This is a genomic window from Methylobacterium fujisawaense, assembly GCF_014138435.1.
Lineage (GTDB): Bacteria > Pseudomonadota > Alphaproteobacteria > Rhizobiales > Beijerinckiaceae > Methylobacterium > Methylobacterium fujisawaense.
The window spans coordinates 461902-479367 of sequence record NZ_JACJIM010000002.1 but is presented as its reverse complement, the minus strand read 5'-3'; the positions used below and the strand labels follow the sequence as shown (position 1 = coordinate 479367).

At 70.2% G+C, this 17466-nt stretch carries 15 protein-coding genes; 6 read left to right on the top strand and 9 right to left on the bottom strand.

The window, feature by feature from the left end; all coding sequences use genetic code 11:
• Nucleotides 1–187: 187 nt before the first annotated feature.
• A complete protein-coding gene (locus tag GGQ91_RS07185) occupies nucleotides 188–1069 on the bottom strand; it encodes a LysR family transcriptional regulator (RefSeq protein ID WP_182591671.1) in 882 nt (293 codons plus the stop codon).
• A gap of 173 nt (nucleotides 1070–1242) precedes the next feature.
• Between GGQ91_RS07185 and GGQ91_RS07180 the strand changes: the two genes are divergently transcribed.
• The 6 genes from GGQ91_RS07180 to GGQ91_RS07155 all read left to right on the top strand — a co-directional run bounded on the left by GGQ91_RS07180 (nucleotide 1243) and on the right by GGQ91_RS07155 (nucleotide 7396).
• Nucleotides 1243–2553 (top strand): dicarboxylate/amino acid:cation symporter, encoded by a 1311-nt coding sequence (locus GGQ91_RS07180; protein WP_043758232.1) that lies wholly within the window; start codon nucleotides 1243–1245, stop codon nucleotides 2551–2553.
• A gap of 51 nt (nucleotides 2554–2604) precedes the next feature.
• Nucleotides 2605–3444: a bifunctional allantoicase/(S)-ureidoglycine aminohydrolase gene (locus GGQ91_RS07175; RefSeq protein WP_182591670.1), complete on the top strand. Its 840-nt coding sequence runs from the start codon at nucleotides 2605–2607 to the stop codon at nucleotides 3442–3444.
• On the top strand, nucleotides 3441–3953 hold the full coding sequence (locus GGQ91_RS07170) for an ureidoglycolate lyase (RefSeq protein ID WP_182591669.1): 513 nt from the start codon (nucleotides 3441–3443) through the stop codon (nucleotides 3951–3953). The genes GGQ91_RS07175 and GGQ91_RS07170 overlap by 4 nt, the downstream gene beginning before the upstream one ends.
• A gap of 257 nt (nucleotides 3954–4210) precedes the next feature.
• On the top strand, nucleotides 4211–5245 hold the full coding sequence (locus GGQ91_RS07165; RefSeq protein WP_053610830.1) for a TRAP transporter substrate-binding protein: 1035 nt from the start codon (nucleotides 4211–4213) through the stop codon (nucleotides 5243–5245).
• The gene (locus GGQ91_RS07160) at nucleotides 5245–6882 is read left to right on the top strand and encodes an acyl-CoA synthetase (RefSeq protein WP_182591668.1); all 1638 of its coding nucleotides are present in this window, start codon (nucleotides 5245–5247) and stop codon (nucleotides 6880–6882) included. The genes GGQ91_RS07165 and GGQ91_RS07160 overlap by 1 nt, the downstream gene beginning before the upstream one ends.
• 349 nt (nucleotides 6883–7231) lie before the next feature.
• Nucleotides 7232–7396 (top strand): hypothetical protein, encoded by a 165-nt coding sequence (locus GGQ91_RS07155; RefSeq protein WP_164706377.1) that lies wholly within the window; start codon nucleotides 7232–7234, stop codon nucleotides 7394–7396.
• A 15-nt stretch (nucleotides 7397–7411) separates the two neighbouring features.
• On the opposite strand, the gene tkt is transcribed toward GGQ91_RS07155, so the two are convergent.
• The 8 genes from tkt to GGQ91_RS07115 form a co-directional block, all read right to left on the bottom strand.
• Nucleotides 7412–9406 carry a transketolase gene (tkt, locus tag GGQ91_RS07150; RefSeq protein WP_182591667.1) on the bottom strand — a complete coding sequence of 665 codons (1995 nt, stop codon included), beginning with the start codon at nucleotides 9404–9406 and terminating at the stop codon, nucleotides 7412–7414.
• A 157-nt stretch (nucleotides 9407–9563) separates the two neighbouring features.
• Entirely contained in the window at nucleotides 9564–11456 is a 1893-nt protein-coding gene (locus GGQ91_RS07145) for a TRAP transporter large permease (RefSeq protein ID WP_043353068.1), read from the bottom strand.
• Between the two features lie 137 nt (nucleotides 11457–11593).
• A complete protein-coding gene (locus tag GGQ91_RS07140) occupies nucleotides 11594–12610 on the bottom strand; it encodes a TRAP transporter substrate-binding protein (RefSeq protein ID WP_043353067.1) in 1017 nt (338 codons plus the stop codon).
• A 131-nt stretch (nucleotides 12611–12741) separates the two neighbouring features.
• Nucleotides 12742–13629 (bottom strand): NAD(P)-dependent oxidoreductase, encoded by an 888-nt coding sequence (locus GGQ91_RS07135; RefSeq protein ID WP_182591666.1) that lies wholly within the window; start codon nucleotides 13627–13629, stop codon nucleotides 12742–12744.
• On the bottom strand, nucleotides 13620–14642 hold the full coding sequence (locus GGQ91_RS07130) for a transketolase C-terminal domain-containing protein (RefSeq protein WP_182591665.1): 1023 nt from the start codon (nucleotides 14640–14642) through the stop codon (nucleotides 13620–13622). The genes GGQ91_RS07135 and GGQ91_RS07130 overlap by 10 nt, the downstream gene beginning before the upstream one ends.
• Nucleotides 14639–15502 (bottom strand): transketolase, encoded by an 864-nt coding sequence (locus GGQ91_RS07125; protein ID WP_182591664.1) that lies wholly within the window; start codon nucleotides 15500–15502, stop codon nucleotides 14639–14641. Before GGQ91_RS07125 ends, GGQ91_RS07130 begins: the two co-directional genes overlap by 4 nt.
• Nucleotides 15503–15512: 10 nt before the next feature.
• Nucleotides 15513–16262 (bottom strand): SDR family NAD(P)-dependent oxidoreductase, encoded by a 750-nt coding sequence (locus tag GGQ91_RS07120; protein ID WP_043758211.1) that lies wholly within the window; start codon nucleotides 16260–16262, stop codon nucleotides 15513–15515.
• Nucleotides 16263–16487: 225 nt separating this feature from the next.
• On the bottom strand, nucleotides 16488–17384 hold the full coding sequence (locus GGQ91_RS07115) for a LysR substrate-binding domain-containing protein (RefSeq protein WP_182591663.1): 897 nt from the start codon (nucleotides 17382–17384) through the stop codon (nucleotides 16488–16490).
• Nucleotides 17385–17466: the final 82 nt, after the last annotated feature.

Below are 17466 nucleotides of genomic sequence, written 5' to 3'. Positions count from 1 at the left end.
CTCGTTTCGGGAATATGTCCGGCAAAAAAGAAGGCGAATATAAGATCTTACCTGCACGAAAATGCATCGACCTGTCGACAAGCCGCGGCTGCGGCTCAGCGCGGGCACATTTCCGCTCGCCGCGTCCCGATGGACACGCGTTTGGGCCTCGGGCGCACGACCCGTCGCGGATTCCCGGGCGATTTGCCTAATCGGCGGGCGCCGGGCCGCTGCGAACCAGATCGACGAAATTGGCGATCAGCGGAGCCTTCGGGGCCATCCACAACGCGAAGACGTCGGCGCGGATGGGCGGCCCTTCGAGGGGCCTGTAGACCACATCCGCATGCGCCAGACGGGCGACGAATTCCGGGATGATGGCGATGCCGAGCCCCGATGCCACCAAGCTCGTCAACGAGGCCGCCTCGACGGCCTGATAGGTGATGGAGGGGACGAACCCGGCCTCTGCGCAGCAATCCCACAGGTAGTTGGCGAACAGGGAATCCGAGAGCCGCAGGAAGACGAATCGCTCGTCGCGAAGGTCGGAGAGGCGGAGCGCGCCCGTCGCCAAGCGGTGGCCCCTCGGCAGGACGACCCGTACGGTCTCGGTCCACGCGCAGACGCGGATTAGATCGGCATCCTCCGGGGGGCACCGCAGGAAGCTCAGGTCGGTCTGACCGGACTTCAGCATCGCGATCTGCCGATCCGGCGACATCTCGTGGATTCGGAGATCGACCGCCGGATAGGTGCGGGCGAAGTCCCGGAGCGCCGGGCCGAGCGGGCCGGCCAACATCGAGCCGGTCAGGCCGATGTTGATGATGCCGGCGGTGCCTGCGCCGATGGCACGGGCCCGTTCCACCGCTTCGCCGGCCCGCTCCAGAATGTCGAGCGCCTGGACGTGGAAATCGTGGCCGGCCCGGGTCAGCGTCACCCGCCGCGTGGTCCGCTCGAAGAGGGCAGTGCCGATCTCATCCTCCAGGTCGCGGATCTGCTGGCTGAGGGGTGGTTGCGCCACGCCGAGGCTCTCTGCGGCGGCCGTGAAGCTCAGATATTTGGCGACAGCCACGAAATAGCGGAGATGCCGAAGTTCCATCCCGCCATCTATATGCCCCGCCTATCAATTGGAATGAAAAAGATATTTGACGTCTAGATCGGCCGGAACGATTTTGCAGCTCGGCAAATCGAAACGATGCTGCGCGTCACGATCGCCCCGCGCGCCGCCATCGGGCTTCGGTCGCCAGTCCGAGGCTGCCCAGGGGAATTGCGATGCAGCGCGTGTTCGGGTCGCTTTTCGGGCAGGTGGTCGCGGCCCTGGTCCTCGGCGTCCTCGTCGGGCGGCTGTGGCCGGACTTTGCAGTCAGCCTGAAGCCCCTCGGCGACGTCTTCATCAAGCTCATCAAGATGGTCGTCGCGCCGCTGGTGTTCGGTGTCGTGGTGCATGGCATCGTCGGCGCCGGCGATCTGCGGAAGGTCGGGCGCGTCGGCCTCAAATCCCTGATCTACTTCGAGGTGGTGACGACCATCGCGCTCGCGCTCGGGCTGGTCCTCGCCTACGTCTTCGCGCCCGGCCAGGGCATGAACGTCGACCTGGCGAAGCTGGATGCCAATTCGCTCTCCAGCTACACCGATCGGGTCGGACAGGTCACGGGAACCGTCGATTTCTTGATGAAGCTGGTGCCGACGACCTTCGTCGACGCCTTCGCGAAGGGCGACATCCTCCAGGTTTTGCTTCTCGCGATCCTGTTCGGGTCCGGCCTCTCGCTCCTCGGCGAGCGCGGCAAGCCCCTGGCCGACAGCCTGGAGCGCATCACCGAAGTCCTGTTCCGGATCATCGGCTTCATCGTGCGGCTCGCGCCGCTCGGCGTGCTCGGCGCCGTCGCGTTCACGGTCGGCAAGTACGGCGTCGGATCCCTGAAGCAGCTCAGCATGCTGGTCGTGCTGTTCTACGGGGGCGTCGCGGCCTTCGTGATCGTCGTGCTCGGCGGCATCATGCGGCTCGCGGGCTTCAGCATCTTCAAGCTGCTCGCCTATCTGCGCGAGGAACTGACCGTCGTGGCCGGCACCGCATCCTCCGACTGCGTGCTGCCGCAGGTCATGCGCAAGATGGAGCGGCTCGGCATCAAGGAATCGACCGTCGGCCTCGTGATCCCGACCGGCTACTCCTTCAACCTGGATGCCTTCTCGCTCTACCTGACCCTGGCCACGGTGTTCATCGCGCAGGCGACCAACACCGACCTGTCCTTCGGTCATCTGATGCTGATCCTCGGCATCGCCCTTCTGACGTCCAAGGGCGCCCACGGCGTGCCCGGCTCGGCGATCGTGGTCCTCGCCGCGACGCTGTCGGCGGTCCCGGAGATCCCAGTGATCGGTCTGGTCCTCGTCCTGTCGGTCGACTGGTTCGTCGGCATCGCCCGTGCCCTCGGAAACCTCATCGGCAATTGCGTGGCGACCGTCGTCATCGCAGCCTGGGAGGGCGATATCGATCGCGCCCAGGCTCACCGGGTCCTGAACGGCGAGGACACGGCCGACACCGCGGCAATCCTCGAGGCCCCCGTCGCGCAGCCGCACACCGCGTGACCGATCCGGGGCAGCCGATTACAGCTTGAAGCCGAATCCCGGAGACCGACCATGAGCGCTGGAGCCTACAACCCCCCGTGCGGCGGCCTGCCCGGCCAGACGGCGCTGATGACCGGCCGCGCCGTGTTCACCGAGGCCTACGCGGTCATCCCCCACGGGGTGATGAGCGACATCGTCACGAGCCTCCTGCCGGGCTGGGACGGGACCCGGGCCTGGATCCTGGCACGGCCGCTCTCGGGCTTCGCCGAAACCTTCGCCCAGTACCTCATGGAGGTCGCCCCGGGCGGCGGCAGCGAGACTCCCGAGCCGGAGGCTCAGGCGCAGGGCGTGCTGTTCGTGGTCGCTGGCACGGCGAGCCTCACCCTCGACGGCGCCCGGCACGCCCTGCGGCCGGGCAGCTACGCCTATCTCTCCCCCGGCGCGGCCTGGTCCCTGCGCAACGACGGCGACGGGCCCGTGCGCTTCCACTGGATCCGCAAGGCCTACCAGCCGGCGGCGGGGCTGGACGCGCCGCCCTCGTTCGTGATGCACGAATCGGCAGTCGAGCCGACCGGCATGGCCGGCACCGACGGCGCCTGGGCGACCACCCGATTCGTCGGCTCCGACGATCTGCGCCACGACATGCACGTCAACATCGTCAGCCTGCGGCCGGGCGCCTCGATCCCGTTCGAGGAGACCCACGTGATGGAGCACGGGCTGTTCGTGCTGGAGGGCAAGGCGGTCTACCGGCTCAACCGCGACTGGGTCGAGGTCGCGGCGGGCGACTTCATGTGGCTGCGCGCCTTCTGCCCGCAGGCCTGCTACGCGGGCGGGCCCGGCCCGTTCCGCTACCTCCTCTACAAGGACGTCAACCGCCATCCGGCGCTCGCGCCGCGCGGACTCGGCCGTTGAGCGCGGACGCGCGCAGGATCGTCGCCCAGCCTCTGACCGCGGCGGCCTTCGCCCCGTTCGGCACGGTCATCGACGCGGCTGCCGTGGCGCCGCGGCCGATGAATGCCGGGATGGCCCGCCGCTTCCACGATCTCGCCGAGATCGAGGTCGTGGGGGAGGGCGCGCGCGTGGTGATCGGCTTGGTGGAGGCGCAGCCCTATCCGCTGCCGCTGCGCCTCGGCCTGGTGGAGCGGCATCCGCTCGGCGCGCAGGCGTTCCTGACGCTGAGCGCGGCGCCGTTCCTGGTCGTGGTCTGCCCGGACGAAGAGGGCCGGCCCGGGCGGCCGCAAGCCTTCGTCACCGCGCCCCGCCAGGGAATCTGCTACGCGCGCAACACGTGGCACGGGGTGCTCACGCCCTATGGTCAGCCACAGGATTTCGTCGTGGTCGACCGCGGCGGCCCAGGCGTGAACCTCGAGGAACACACCTTCGCCGAGCCCTGGACGGTCCATCTGCCCGGCCTGGACTGAAGGCGGACGCAGACCGCGCCCGTGGCGCGCCGGAACGACGGCGATTCCGTCGCGCAGGCGGTCTCGCGCGGTCGGGACCGCTTTTGGCGGCGCTCGGCGTGTCAGGGGCGCCCAGATGCAATCAATCCCGGGGGTGGGGCCGCGAAAGTCCGTTGACTGGCACCGGTCAGCGGCTATCGAAGCCGCAACGATGGAGTCCGCACCAACGCGGACCCGAGGAAACGCCGGGCCTGCGGGCCCGCACCGGAAAGGCCGCCATGTCCCTGTCCCGCACGCCCCTGTCCCGCCGGCGATTCCTCGCCACCGGCTCGACGGCGCTCATCGCCGGCACCGTGGCGGCGCCGCACGTGGCGCGGGCGCAGAAGGCGGAGTTCACCTACAAATACGCCAACAACCTTCCCGACACGCACCCGATGAACATCCGCGCCCGCGAGATGGCGGAGGCGCTCCGCACCGAGACCGGCGGCCGGTTCGACCTCAAGATCTTCCCGACGAGCCAGCTCGGCTCCGACACCGACACGTTGAGCCAGCTGCGCTCGGGCAGCGTCGAGTTCTTCACGATGTCGCCGCTGATCCTCTCGACCCTGGTCCCGAACGCGTCGATCAACGGCATCGGCTACGCCTTCCCGAGCTACGACGCCGTCTGGCCGGCCATGGACGGCGAGCTCGGCGCCTGGGTCCGCCAGCAGATCGCCAAGTCCGGCCTCGTCGCCATGGAGAAGATCTGGGACAACGGCTACCGCCAGACCACTTCGTCGACCCGGCCGATCGCCACGCCCGACGACTTCAAGGGTTTCCGGATCCGCGTCCCGGTCTCGCCGCTCTGGACCTCGATGTTCAAGGCCTTCGACGCCGCGCCCGCCTCGATCAACCTCAACGAGACCTACTCGGCCCTGCAGACCAAGATCGTTGAGGGCCAGGAGAACCCGCTCGCGGTCATCTCCACGACGAAGTTCTACGAGGTGCAGAAGTATTGCTCGCTCACCAACCACATGTGGGACGGGTACTGGTTCCTGGCGAACCGCCGCGCCTGGGAGCGGCTGCCGCCGGATCTGCGCGAGACGGTGGCCCGCCACATCAACGCCGCCGGGATGAAGGAGCGGGCCGACGTTGCCCAGCTCAACGCCAACCTGCAGGCGGAGCTCTCGAAGAACGGCATGGTCTTCAACAAGCCCGATCCGGAGCCCTTCCGCGACAAGCTGCGCAAGGCCGGCTTCTACGCCGAGTGGAAGGGGCGGTACGGCGACGAGGGCTGGTCGCTGCTGGAGAAGGCCTGCGGGAAGCTCACCTGATGAGCGCCGCGGGGGCGCCGCGCGGCGGGGTCGCGCCGTGCTCCCGGCGGGTGATGAACCTCGCGCACTTCCTGCGCCGGGCCGCGCGCCGCTTCCCGGATGCGGTGGGGCTCGCCTGGGGCGCGCGCAGTTGGACCTGGGCCGAGCTCGACGCCCGTGTCGACGCCATGGCGGCGGCGCTCGCCGCCCGCGGCGTGACCAAGGGCGACCGCGTCCTGGTCCAGGCGCGCAACAGCAACCAGCTGTTCGAGTCGATGTTCGTCTGCTTCCGGCTCGGCGCCGTCTGGGTGCCGACCAACTTCCGGCAGACGCCGTCGGAGGTCGCGTATCTCGCGAGCGCCAGCGGTGCCTCCGCGCTCATCTGCGGGGCCGGCTTTCCGGACCATGCCGCCGCCGTGCGCGCGGCCTGCCCGGACCTGAACCGCGTCGTCGAGATCGGCGGCACGGCCTTCGGGGCGGATTACGACGCGCTGGTCGCCGAACATCTGGGCCGCGCCGCGCCCGTTTCCGGCGTCGAGCACGACGATCCGTGCTGGTTCTTCTTCACGTCCGGCACGACCGGCCGGCCGAAGGCGGCGGTGCTCACACACGGCCAGATGGCCTTCGTCGTCACCAATCACCTCTGCGACCTGATGCCGGGCACCACCGAGGCCGACGCGTCCCTGGTCGTGGCCCCCCTCTCGCACGGCGCCGGCATCCACCAGCTCGCGCAGGTCGCGACCGGTACGAAGACGGTGCTCACCGCCGGCGAGCGGCTGGATCCCGAAGAAGTCTGGGCGCTCGTCGAGCGTTGGCGCATCGCGAACCTCTTCACCGTGCCGACCATCGTGAAGCTGCTGACCGAACATCCGGCCGTGGAGGCGCACGATCATTCCAGCCTGCGGCACGTGATCTACGCGGGCGCACCGATGTACAGGGCGGATCAGCAGCACGCGCTGCGTGTGCTCGGCCCGGTGCTGGTGCAGTATTTCGGCCTCGGCGAGGTGACCGGCAACATCACCGTGCTGCCGCCCCGCCTGCACGCGGCCGAGGACGGCCCCGCTGTGAAGGTCGGCACCTGCGGCGTCGAACGCACGGGCATGCAGGTCCAGATCCAGGACACGGAGGGGCGCGAATTGCCGCCCGGTGAGACCGGCGAGATCTGTGTCTGCGGCCCGGCCGTCTTCGCGGGCTACTACGACAACCCGGAGGCCAACGCGGCGGCGTTCCGCGACGGCTGGTTCCGGACCGGGGACCTCGGCCATTGCGACGCGGAAGGCTTCCTGTTCATCACCGGCCGCGCCTCGGACATGTACATCTCGGGCGGCTCGAACGTGTATCCGCGCGAGATCGAGGAGAAGCTCCTGACGCATCCGGCGATCTCCGAGGCCGCGATCCTGGGCGTGCCCGACCGCGCCTGGGGCGAAGTCGGTGTTGCGGTCTGCGTCGCGCGTCCCGGGGCGTCGGTGGAAGAGGGGGAATTGATCGCGTGGCTGTCCGCCGCGGTCGCCCGCTACAAGCTGCCCCGGCGTGTGTTCTTCTGGGAAGCCCTTCCGAAATCCGGCTACGGCAAGGTGACGAAGCGCGCGATCCGCGCGGAACTCGAGTCGCGCGGTGATCTGCCCCTCGAAAAGCCGGCCCAGGCGTCGGATCGGTAGACGTCTGGCGGACGGCTCTCACGGCATCGTCGCGCGCGCGGCGACGCAGATCGGCGTCGCGGGAGATCGGCGGCCGTGGCACCGCTGGATCGCTTCGCTGCCCGCGGAGACGTCCAGACCCACCACAGTGCAGCTTGCGCATTGAGCGGGCCGCGCAGACCGCACTGCACACGTCGCCGAGATCGCCACACCGTCCTGATTCCGGCGTCTGTTAACATCCCATCCCGAAAGCATGTTTTCGCTGCATGACAGCCCGAACGCGCAGCCTCTGACACGCGCTCGCAAACCGGCTCATATTGCATCGCAATACGCCGGGCGCCCCGCCCGGGCATGACCGGGATCGGGTACGATGACCACCCTCGCGAATCTCGTCGGCTTCCGCACCCAGAGCGGCGGGCCGCTCCTCGCGCAGATCGCCGGGCGCTTCGGCGTCGCGATGCGCCGCGCCGCGGCCGGGCGCTACGCCGAGCAGCGCGACCGCATCGTGCGCACCGGCGGCGCCGGCATGATCTGAGTCCTCAGGCGCGTCTCAGCGCAGGCGCGCCCGTGCAGTCTCCGCCACCGCCTCCGCGGTGATGCCGAAATGGCGGAACAGGTCTTCCGGCGCTCCCGAGGCGCCGAAGCCGGTCATGCCGACGAAGCCGCCATCCTCGCCGATCCAGCGGTCCCAGCCGAAGCGAAGAGCGGCTTCGACTGCCACCCGCACGGTATCGCGGGGAATGACGCTCGCGCGATACGCGGCATCCTGCGCGGCGAAGGCTTCCCAGGAGGGCATGGAGACGACGGCGGTCGGCACACCCTCGGCCTGCAGCATCGCGCGGGCCGTAAGCGCCAGCGCGACCTCCGAGCCGGTCCCGATCAGCGTCACCCGCCGGGGACCCGAGGCCTCCGCCAGAACGTAGGCGCCCCGCGCGCTCCGGTTCTCCTCGATGCCCGGCCCGCGGAGTGCCGGCAGCGCCTGGCGCGAGCAGACGAGCGATGTCGGGCCGGTCCGGTTGGCCAGGGCCATCTCCCAGCATTCGGCGGTCTCGACCGCGTCGGCCGGGCGCAGCACCAGCATGTTGGGGATGGCCCGCAGGGACGCGAGGTACTCGACCGGCTGATGGGTCGGTCCGTTGCGGCCGATGGCGATCGAATCGTGGCTGTAGACGGTGATGACCGGCAGGTTCATCAGCGCCGCCATGCGCAGGGACGGCCGCATATAGTCGGAGAAGACCAGATAGGTCGCGCCCACCGGCACCAGCCCGCGATGGGCCGCGATGCCGTTCATCATCGCGCCCATCGCGTGCTCGCGGATGCCGTAATGCAGGTAGCGGCCCGACCGGTCCTGGGCCGTGAAGGCGTGGAGCGCGCCCTTGTGCTTCGTCGGCCCCTCCAGATCCGGGGCGCCCGAGAACAGTTCGGGCATGCCGTCGGACAGGGCGGCGACGATCTCGGCGGAGACCTCGATGCTGGGCCGCGCCGCCCCGGCCTCGGCGAAGCGGTCGCGCAGCCCGCGGAGCGGCGCATGCCAGACCTCAGGAAGGCGGGCGTCGGAAACTCGGTCGAATTCCGCCCGCACCTCGGCCGGCAGGGCGTCCCGGCGCCTCGTCCAGGTGGTGTAGCCGTCGCGGTTGCGGCCGGAAACGCCGGCCTGCCACGCCGCGGCGACATCGTCGGGCACGGTGAAGGGCGGGTGATCCCACCCCCGGGCAGCCCGCGCCTCGGCGCAGTCGCTGGCGAGCACGCGCCCGCCATGGGCGCCGCGCTGGCCCTCGAGGCGCGGCAGGCCCCGCCCGATCACGGTGCGGCAGGCGATCAGGGTCGGGCGCGGGTCGCCCTGGGCGAGCCGGATCGCCGCCGAGACCGCCTCGACGTCGTGCCCATCGGCGTCGATCACCTGCCAGTCGGCGGCGCGGAAGCGCGCGCGGACGTCCTCCGAGATGGACAGGTCGGTGGCGCCGTCGTCGGTGATGCGGTTGTCGTCCCACAGGAAGGTGAGCTTTCCCAGGCGCAGATGGCCGGCCAGCGAGATCACCTCGTGGGCGATGCCTTCCTGCAGGCAGCCGTCGCCCACCAGGGCGTAGGTGCGGTGATCCACCAGATCGGAGCCGAAGGTCGCCGCGAGCCTGGCCTCGGCCACCGCCATTCCGACGGCGTTGGCGATGCCCTGTCCGAGCGGGCCGGTGGTCGCCTCGATCCCGAGTTCCGGGGCGATTTCCGGATGGCCGTGGGTGTGGGCGCCGAGCTCGCGGAACCGCCGGATCTGCTCCATCGGCAGGCCTTCATAGCCGGCGAGATGGAGGGCCGCGTAGAGCAGCATGGAGCCGTGGCCGTTCGAGAGGACGAAGCGGTCGCGGTCGGGCCAGACCGGGTCGGCGGGGTTGCAGCGCAGATGGCGGGTGAACAGCGCCACGGCGATCTCGGCGCAGCCGAGGGGCGCGCCGGGATGCCCGTCCCCAGCCCGCTCGATGGCGTCGAGGGCGAGGAAGCGGATTGCGTCGGCCATCCGGGCCGTGAGCAGGGCATCGGGCGTGTCGGGCATGGGTCTGGCTCGGGCGGTGCGAATTTTCGGCGCGCGAAGGCCGCCCGGGCGGCACCGCGGCGGCCCGGGATGGATCTCACTCAGTGTTCTGACCCGCCGTCCCGCGCCGATCCGGCATCCGCCGGGGCGCAGAGCCTTCAGGTTCGCGCAGGCGCCTTCAGAGGAAGCCGATCGAGAACCAGGGGACGAGGATGATGGCGAGGAGGCCGATCAGCAGGGCCACGATGTAGCCGACGATCGGGCGCATCCCGGCATCGGGGTGGATCCGGCTGATCGCGCAGGCCGCGTAGTAGCCGACGCCGAAGGGCGGGGCGAACAGGCCGATGCCCATCGCGAGGATCACCACCATGGCGTAGTGGACCTCGTGGACGCCCACCGCCCGTGCGATCGGGAACAGCAGCGGCCCGAAGAGGACGATGGCCGGGATGCCCTCCAGCACCGAGCCCAGGATGATGAAGGCGACGGCCGAGACGAACAGGAAGCCGAGGGCTCCGCCGGGCAGACTCTTCATCACCTCGGCGAGCGTCTGCGAGAAGCCCGACTGCGTCAGCGCCCAGGCCATGCCGGTGGCCGCCCCGATGATCAGCAGGATCGCCCCCGACAGGGTCGCGGTGGTCACCAGCATCGGGTAGAGCCGCCGCCAGTCGAACTGGCGGTAGATCAGCAGGCCCGCCAGCGCCGCGTAGACGATCCCGATGGTCGAAACCTCCGTGGCGGTGGCGATGCCCTCGACCACGGCGAAGCGGATCACGAAGGGCAGCGCCAGGGCCGGGATCGCCACCAGGAAGGCGCGACCGATGATCCGCCCGGACGGCCGGGCGACGTGGCTCAGGTCCTCCCGGCGGTAGCGCCACCAGACCAGCGCGCACAAAGTCACGGCGAGGACGAGGCCCGGCAGGAGGCCGCCGGTGAACAGGGCGGTGATCGATACGCCGGTGACCGAGCCTATGGTGATCAGCACGATCGAGGGCGGGATCGTCTCGGTCTGTGCGCCCGTGGTGGCGAGAAGGGCCACGAGGTCACCCTCCTTGGCGCCGCGGGCCTTCATCTCCGGGAACAGCACGGGCGCCACCGCCGCCATGTCGGCGGCCTTCGAGCCGGAGATGCCCGAGACGAGGTACATCGCCCCGACCAGCACGTAGTGCAGGCCGCCGCGGACGTGGCCGAGCAGCGAGGCCAGGAACCCCACCATGGCGCGAGCCATGCCGGTCATCTCGATCAGGAGGCCGAGGAAGACGAAGAGTGGCACCGCGAGCAGGATCAGGTGGCTCATGCCCTCGTCCATGCGGCCGACCACCACCATGGAGGGCGCGTCGGTGGTGAGCGTGATGTAGGCGAAGGTCGAGAGGCCGAACGCGAAGGCGATCGGCACCCCCGAGAAGACCAGGGCGCCGACGCCGAGGACGAAGAACAGCAGCAGGTTGAGATTGCCGAGGTCCCTCAGCCAGGGTTGAAGCGCCAAGAGGCCGGCGGCGACTCCGCCGCCCAGCACGAGCGCCCCCGCGGTCAGCCGCCAATCGGCGGATTCCAGGAGGCGGATCACCGCGACCACGAGCATGAGGCCGAGGCCGATCGGCAGGGCGGCGGCGCGCCACGCGTTGTTCAGCTCCAGCGCCGGCGTCTGGACGAAGGTCTCCTCGCTGGCGAACTCGAAGGCCGGTTCCAGCAGCAGGGCCACGAAGATCAGGCCGGCCACCAGCGCCACCGTCTCCAGGAAGGCGCGCAGGCGCGGGCCGCTCATCGCCACGAAGGCGGTCATGCGCATGTGCTCGGCGCGCCGGAAGGCGACCACGGCGCCCAGCATGGCGAGCCACAGGAACAGGATCGAGGCGAGTTCGTCCGACCAGACGAGGGGTTCGCGGAACACGTAGCGACTCACCACGCCGCCGAGCAGCACCGCGATCTCGGCCAGGACGAGCAGCGCCGCGGGGATCTCCACGAGATAGCCGAGCCCGGCATCGAGCCGGCGCAGCCAGCTTCCGGCGCGCAGGGGCGGACCGGACAACTCTACCCCTGCCGTCGTCTCGACAGCCGCAATATCGATCTGCATGGCGCCCTCCCGTCGGAACCGCTCCCGATGCCGCTGCCGGCGGGAACGTCTCCGAGTGCGTCTTCGCGTGTTTCTTGTGGTGCGTCTCGGCGCGCCTTCGTTCTCCGATACCGTTACCCGATCCGGCGGAAAGCGCGTCAGGTCAGTTTGCCCGACACGTCCTCAAGATGCGACCACGCCACGTCGCCGTACTTGGTTTTCCAGTCCTTGTAGAAGCTCGTCCGCCCCAGGGCCGCGCGGAATTGCGCGCGGTCGACGTCGATGAAGGTGATGCCCTTCGCGGCCAGGCTCTCCCGGAGGGAGACGCTGAGCTTGGCGACGTCGGCCCGCTGGGCGTCGGCCGACCGGTCGAGTTCCCGCGAGACGATGGTGCGCAGATCCTCGGGCAGGCGCTGCCACGCCCGCTTGTTGCCGAGGATCCAGTAGCCGTCCCAGACATGGCCGGTCAGGCTGCAGGATTTCTGCACCTCGTACAGCCGGGTCGTGGCCGTGATGGCGAGCGGGTTCTCCTGGCCCTCGACCACCTTGGTCTGGAGCGAGGAGTACAGCTCGTTGAAGTTGATCGGCGCCGCGCCGGCGTCGAAGGCCTTGAACAGCGAGGTGAGCATCGGCGCGGGCGGGACGCGGATCTTGAAGCCCTTCAGATCCTCCGGCGTCCGGATCTCGCGGGTCGAGGAGGTGATCTGCCGGAATCCGTTATCCCAGACCTTCGACACGGTCAGGATCGGCGTCTTGGCGATCTCGGACCGGACATAGGTGCCGAGGCCTCCGTCCATCGCCGACCAGACGGCGTCGTAATCCTTGAAAGCGAAGCCGGTGTTGGGCAGGCTCGCGGCGGGCACGAAGGTGGCGAGGATCGAGGTCGCGAGGTTGAAGAACTCGACGCTGCCGTTGCGGACCTGCGCCAGCAGGTCGGTGTCCGAGCCGAGCTGGTTGGCGGGGAACAGCTTGATCTCCAGGCGGCCGTTGGTGGCCTCGCGGATCCGGTCGAGGGCCTCCTGGGCCCGGATGTTGACCGGATGGGTCGGGTCCTGGCCGCTGGCGAGCTTGTAGGTGAACTCGGCAGCCTGCCCGCGCCGGGTGAGGATGCCGAAGGCCGGTAGTGCGGCCGCGCCCACGAGCAGGCTGCGGCGACTGAGACGGGTGTCGCGCATGGTTTCACTCCCTGGGTGGTCCAGGCCGCCCGATCCCCGCCGTTGACCGTCGGTGGAGCGTGCGACCCGCATTGCTGTCCGGGGCGGCGGGTGCGGACCCGGCGCCGTCGTCGCGCGCCCTGCGCGGCGCGTCAGGCGCCGTCGCCGTTGAGCAGGCGGTAGGCGCGGATCACCTGGCTGTCGTCGGCGGCGCCGTCGCCGCGCCCGGAGGTCGAGACGAAGAGCTGATGGGCGAGCGCCGCGAGCGGCAGCGCCGCCCCGGCGCCGCGGCCGGCCTCCAGCACGATGCCGAGGTCCTTCACGAAGATGTCGACCGCGCTGGTGACCCGCGGTTCGTCCTCCAGCATCCGGGGGCCGCGGTCCCGCAGCATCCAGCTCGCGGCGGAGGAGCCCGTGAGGATCTCGAGGACCACGGCGCGGTCGACGCCGACGCGCCCGGCGAGGGCCAGCGCCTCGGCGGCGGCGGCGATGTGCACGCCGCACAGGAGTTGGTTGACGGCCTTGACGGTGGCGCCCTGTCCGGGCCGCTCGCCGACATGGAAGATCCGGTCGCCCAGGGCCTCCAGCACCGGTCTCAGCGCGGCCAGCGTCTCCGCGGGCGCCGCCGCCATGATCGTGAGCGTGCCGGCTTGCGCGCCGACGACGCCGCCCGAGACTGGCGCGTCGACGAAGCGGCGGCCGGTCGCCGCCACGCGCTCGACGAGGTGCTCCACCGCTTTCGGCGGACAGGTGGCCATCAGGACCACGATGCCGTCCGGTTTCATTGCGTCGAGGGCGCCCTGGGCGAACAGCACGTCCTCGGCCTGCGCGGCGTTCACCACCATGAGGAGGAGCGCGTCGGCGCCCTGGGCGACAGCGGCCGGCGTTTCGGCCGCAACTCCGCCGGCCGCCGCGAAGGCCGCGCGGCTCTCGGGCCGCAGATCGTAGCCGCGGACCGCGAAACCTGCCGCGACCAGGTTGGTCGCCATCGGCAGGCCCATGGCGCCGAGGCCGACGAGGGCGATGCGGGTCAGAGCCATGCGCGGATGCTCCGCGCCATCGCGGCGGCCGAAATGCCGTAGCGGTCGTGGAGCGTCGGCAAGGCGCCGGCATCGAGGAATTCGTCCGGCAGGCCGATCTGGCGGAAGCCGCGGCCCGGCATCACGCCGTTGCGCATCAGGAGACCGGCCACCGCCTCGCCGAGGCCGCCGATCACGCTGTGGTTCTCGGCCACCACCACGAGCCGGCCGCCGCGCCCGGCTTCGTGCAGGATCGTCGCCGTGTCGAGAGGCTTGATCGTCGGCACGTGGAGCACCGCCACGTCGACCCGGTCGTCGCGCAGGGCCTCGGCGACCTCCAGGGCGCGCATGGTCATCAGGCCCGATGCAATCACCAGGACGTCGCGGCCGTCGCGGATCGTCTTGGCCTTCCCCAACTCGAACCGGTAGCCGTACTCGTCGAGCACCAGGGGCACGTTCCCGCGCAGGAGCCGCAGGTAGACCGGCCCCTTATGGGCCGCCATGGCGGGGACGACCTGCTCGGTCTCGTGGGCGTCGCAGGGGTCGATGATCGTGAGGTTCGGCATCCCGCGGAAGATCGCGAGATCCTCCGTCGCCTGGTGGCTCGGGCCGTAGCCGGTGGTCAGGCCGGGCAGGGCGCAGGCGATCTTGACGTCGAGATTCTCCTCCGCGATCGCAAGGCAGATGAAGTCGTAGGCGCGCCGCGCCGCGAAGACCGCGTAGGTGGTGGCGAAGGGCGTGAACCCCTCACGAGCCAAGCCCGCGGCGGCGCTCATGAGGAGCTGCTCGGCCATCCCCATCTGGTAGAACCGCTCGGGATGGGCCTGCGCGAAGATGTGCAGGTCCGTGTATTTCGACAGGTCCGCCGACAGGCCGACGATGTCGGGCCGGGTCTCGGCGAGCTCGACCAGGGCGTGGCCGAAGGGCGCGGCCTTCGTGCGCTGTCCGGGGGCGGCGAGCGAGGCGATCATCGCCGAGGTCTTGGCGCCGCCGCCGGTGCGGGGGGCGGGCTTCTCGTATTTGGAGCGTCTCACCGCACCCTCCCTTCATCCAGGATCGCCAGGGCCCGCTGCCACTCGTCCGGCTCGACCCGCATGAAGTGGTTGCGCTCGCGCGCCTCGAGGAACGGCACGCCCTTCGCCATGCGGGTGTCGCAGATGATGATCCGGGGCTGCGGGCCCGGATGGTGGCGCGCGGCGTCGAAGGCCCGGACCAGCGCGTCGATGTCGTTGCCGTCGACCCGCTGCACGAACCAGTTGAAGGCCTCGAACTTCGGCGCCAGCGGCTCGAAATCGAGCACCCCGTGCGAGGCGCCGTCCGCCTGCATGCCGTTCACGTCCACGAGGCCGATCAGGTTGTCGAGCTTGAACGAGCCGGCCGACATCGCCGCCTCCCAGGTCGAGCCCTCGTCGAGTTCGCCGTCGGAGAACAGGTTGTAGATGAAGCTGTTCGAGTTCTTCCGCTTCAGCCCCAGCGCCATGCCGACCGCGATGCCGAGCCCGTGGCCCAGCGACCCGCCGGTGATCTCCATGCCGGGCGTGTAGGCGGCCATGCCGGACATCGGCAGGCGGCTGTCGTCGCCGCCGTAGCTCGTCAGCTCGTCCTCGGGGAGGATCTCCGCCTCGATCAGGGCGGCGTAGAGGGCGATGGCGTAGTGGCCGATCGACAGCAGGAAGCGGTCGCGGCCTTCCCATTCGGGATCCTCGGGCCGGTAGGTCAGCGCGTGGAAGTAGCTCACCGCCAGCACGTCGGCGATGCCGAGCGCCTGGGCGATGTAGCCCTGGCCCTGGACCTCGCCCATGCGCAGGGCGTGGCGGCGGATGCGGTAGGCGCGCTCGCTCAGCGGCACGTTGGAGCCGGCGCGCGGCCGCTCGGTCGGGACGTCGATCGCCATGGCGACCTCCTCAGTGGATCAGCATGCCGCCGTTCACGTCGATCACCGCGCCGGTGATGTACGTGGACAGGTCGGAGGCGAGGAACAGGCAGGCATTGGCGACGTCGTCCGCCACGCCGAGGCGCCCCAGCGGGATGCCCTTGGCGATCTCGACCTTGAGCTCGGGCGTGAGCTTGCCGCCGGTGATGTCGGTCTGGATCAGGCCGGGGGTTACCGAGTTCACCCGCACGCCGTCCGGACCCAGCTCCCGGGCCATGGCCTTGGCGAGGCCCAGCACACCGCCCTTGGCGGCGCTGTAATGCGGGCCGCCGAAGATGCCGCCGCCCCGCTGGGCCGAGACCGACGACATGCACACGATCGCGCCGGAGCCCTGGCCGCGCATCGCCGGGATCACGGCCTGGCTCATGTAGAGCGTACCGCGCAGGTTCACGTCGGTGACCGCGTCGTAGTTCTCCGGCCCGATCTCCATGATCTTCAGGGGCTGGGTGATGCCGGCATTGTTGACCAGCACGTCGATGCGCCCGAGGCGGCCGATGATCTCCTCCGCCGCCGTCGAGCAGGCCGCCCGGTCGGTGACGTTGCAGGCGAGGCCGATATGGCCCGGGCCGATGTCGCGGGCGGCAGCCTCGGCCTGGCCCGCATCGAGGTCGAGAACGGCGACGCGGGCGCCGTGGCTTGCGAAGAGCCGCGCAGTGGCTTTGCCGATGCCGCGGGCGGAGGCCGCCCCAGTGATGACGCACACCCGGTCGTTCAACAGCATGGATCCCTCCCGGCGACCCGCGACAGCGCGGGATCAGACCTGTCGTCGCGACGGAAGGGGCGTCCGGCCGGCGGCTGCGATTCCAGATACCGAGCCCTTGGATCGAGCGGCCTGCGGCGTCGTCTCCTCCCGCCTGTTTTGTTGCGACGAGAGTGCCGACGCGCTGCCTCCGCGACAAACGCGGAATTTGCACGCGCAGGTGAATCCCAGTCACCTGTCGCCGCGTCAGGCGAGGTCGGGACTCAGCGTGATCCCGAGTTCCTCGGCCAGCCACCGCGCGAAGACCCGCAGCGGCGCGCGCCGGCGCACATCGGCGGGGCAGACGAAATGGTGACCGACGTAGCTGATGTCCTGAGACCGTCCGGCCAGCGGCGCGACGAGGCGGCCGGCCGCGACCTCGCGCTCGGCGAGGCGGGTGGATTCCAGGGCGACACCGAGCCCGTCGGCGGCGGCAGCCAGGGCCAGGAAGCTCCGATCGAAGCGGATGCCCGCGTTCGGCTGCGCGGCAAGCTGATTCCGCTCGAACCAGTGCGTCCAGCGCACCTGCTTGTTGTCGCTTTGGATCAGGGTATGCGCCAGGAGGTCGGCCGGCTCGCGGATCCGGGCGGCCCGCGCGGGATCGCAGAGCGGCGTCACCGTCTCCGGGCCCAGCGGCATGCGCAGCAGACCTTCCCCGCGGGGCGGTCCGTAGACGATGTCGGCGTCGAATTCGTCGGTGATGAAGCGGGCGTAATCCATGCCGGCGGCGAGGCGGACCTCGAAGCCCGGATGGGCGCTGAGGAACCGGGCGAGGCGCGGGGCGAGCCACTGCGCGGCGAAGCTCGGCGCGCAGTGCAGCCTGAGCAGCTGCGGCCCGCGATTCGCCACGAGGTCGAAGCCGCGGTTGAGCTCCGCGAAGGCGCGCCCGACATGATCGCACAACGCCTCACCGGCCGGCGTCGGCACGATGCCCTGCCCGACGCGCTCGAACAGAACGACGCCCAGGGCTTCCTCCATCTTGCGGAGGGCGTGACTGACCGCGCTCGGGGACAGGTTCAATTCGCCGGCTGCGGCTTTGAACGAGCGTCGCCGGGCAGCGGCCTCAAAGATCCGGATCGCGGAGAGGGGAACGGGTGGCCTCATCCCGAGCAGAATGGGCTTTGGTCCCCGATCCTGGCAATGGTGCCGATCTCGCGGGCAGGCTGCGGCCCGGCGCGCGACCCCG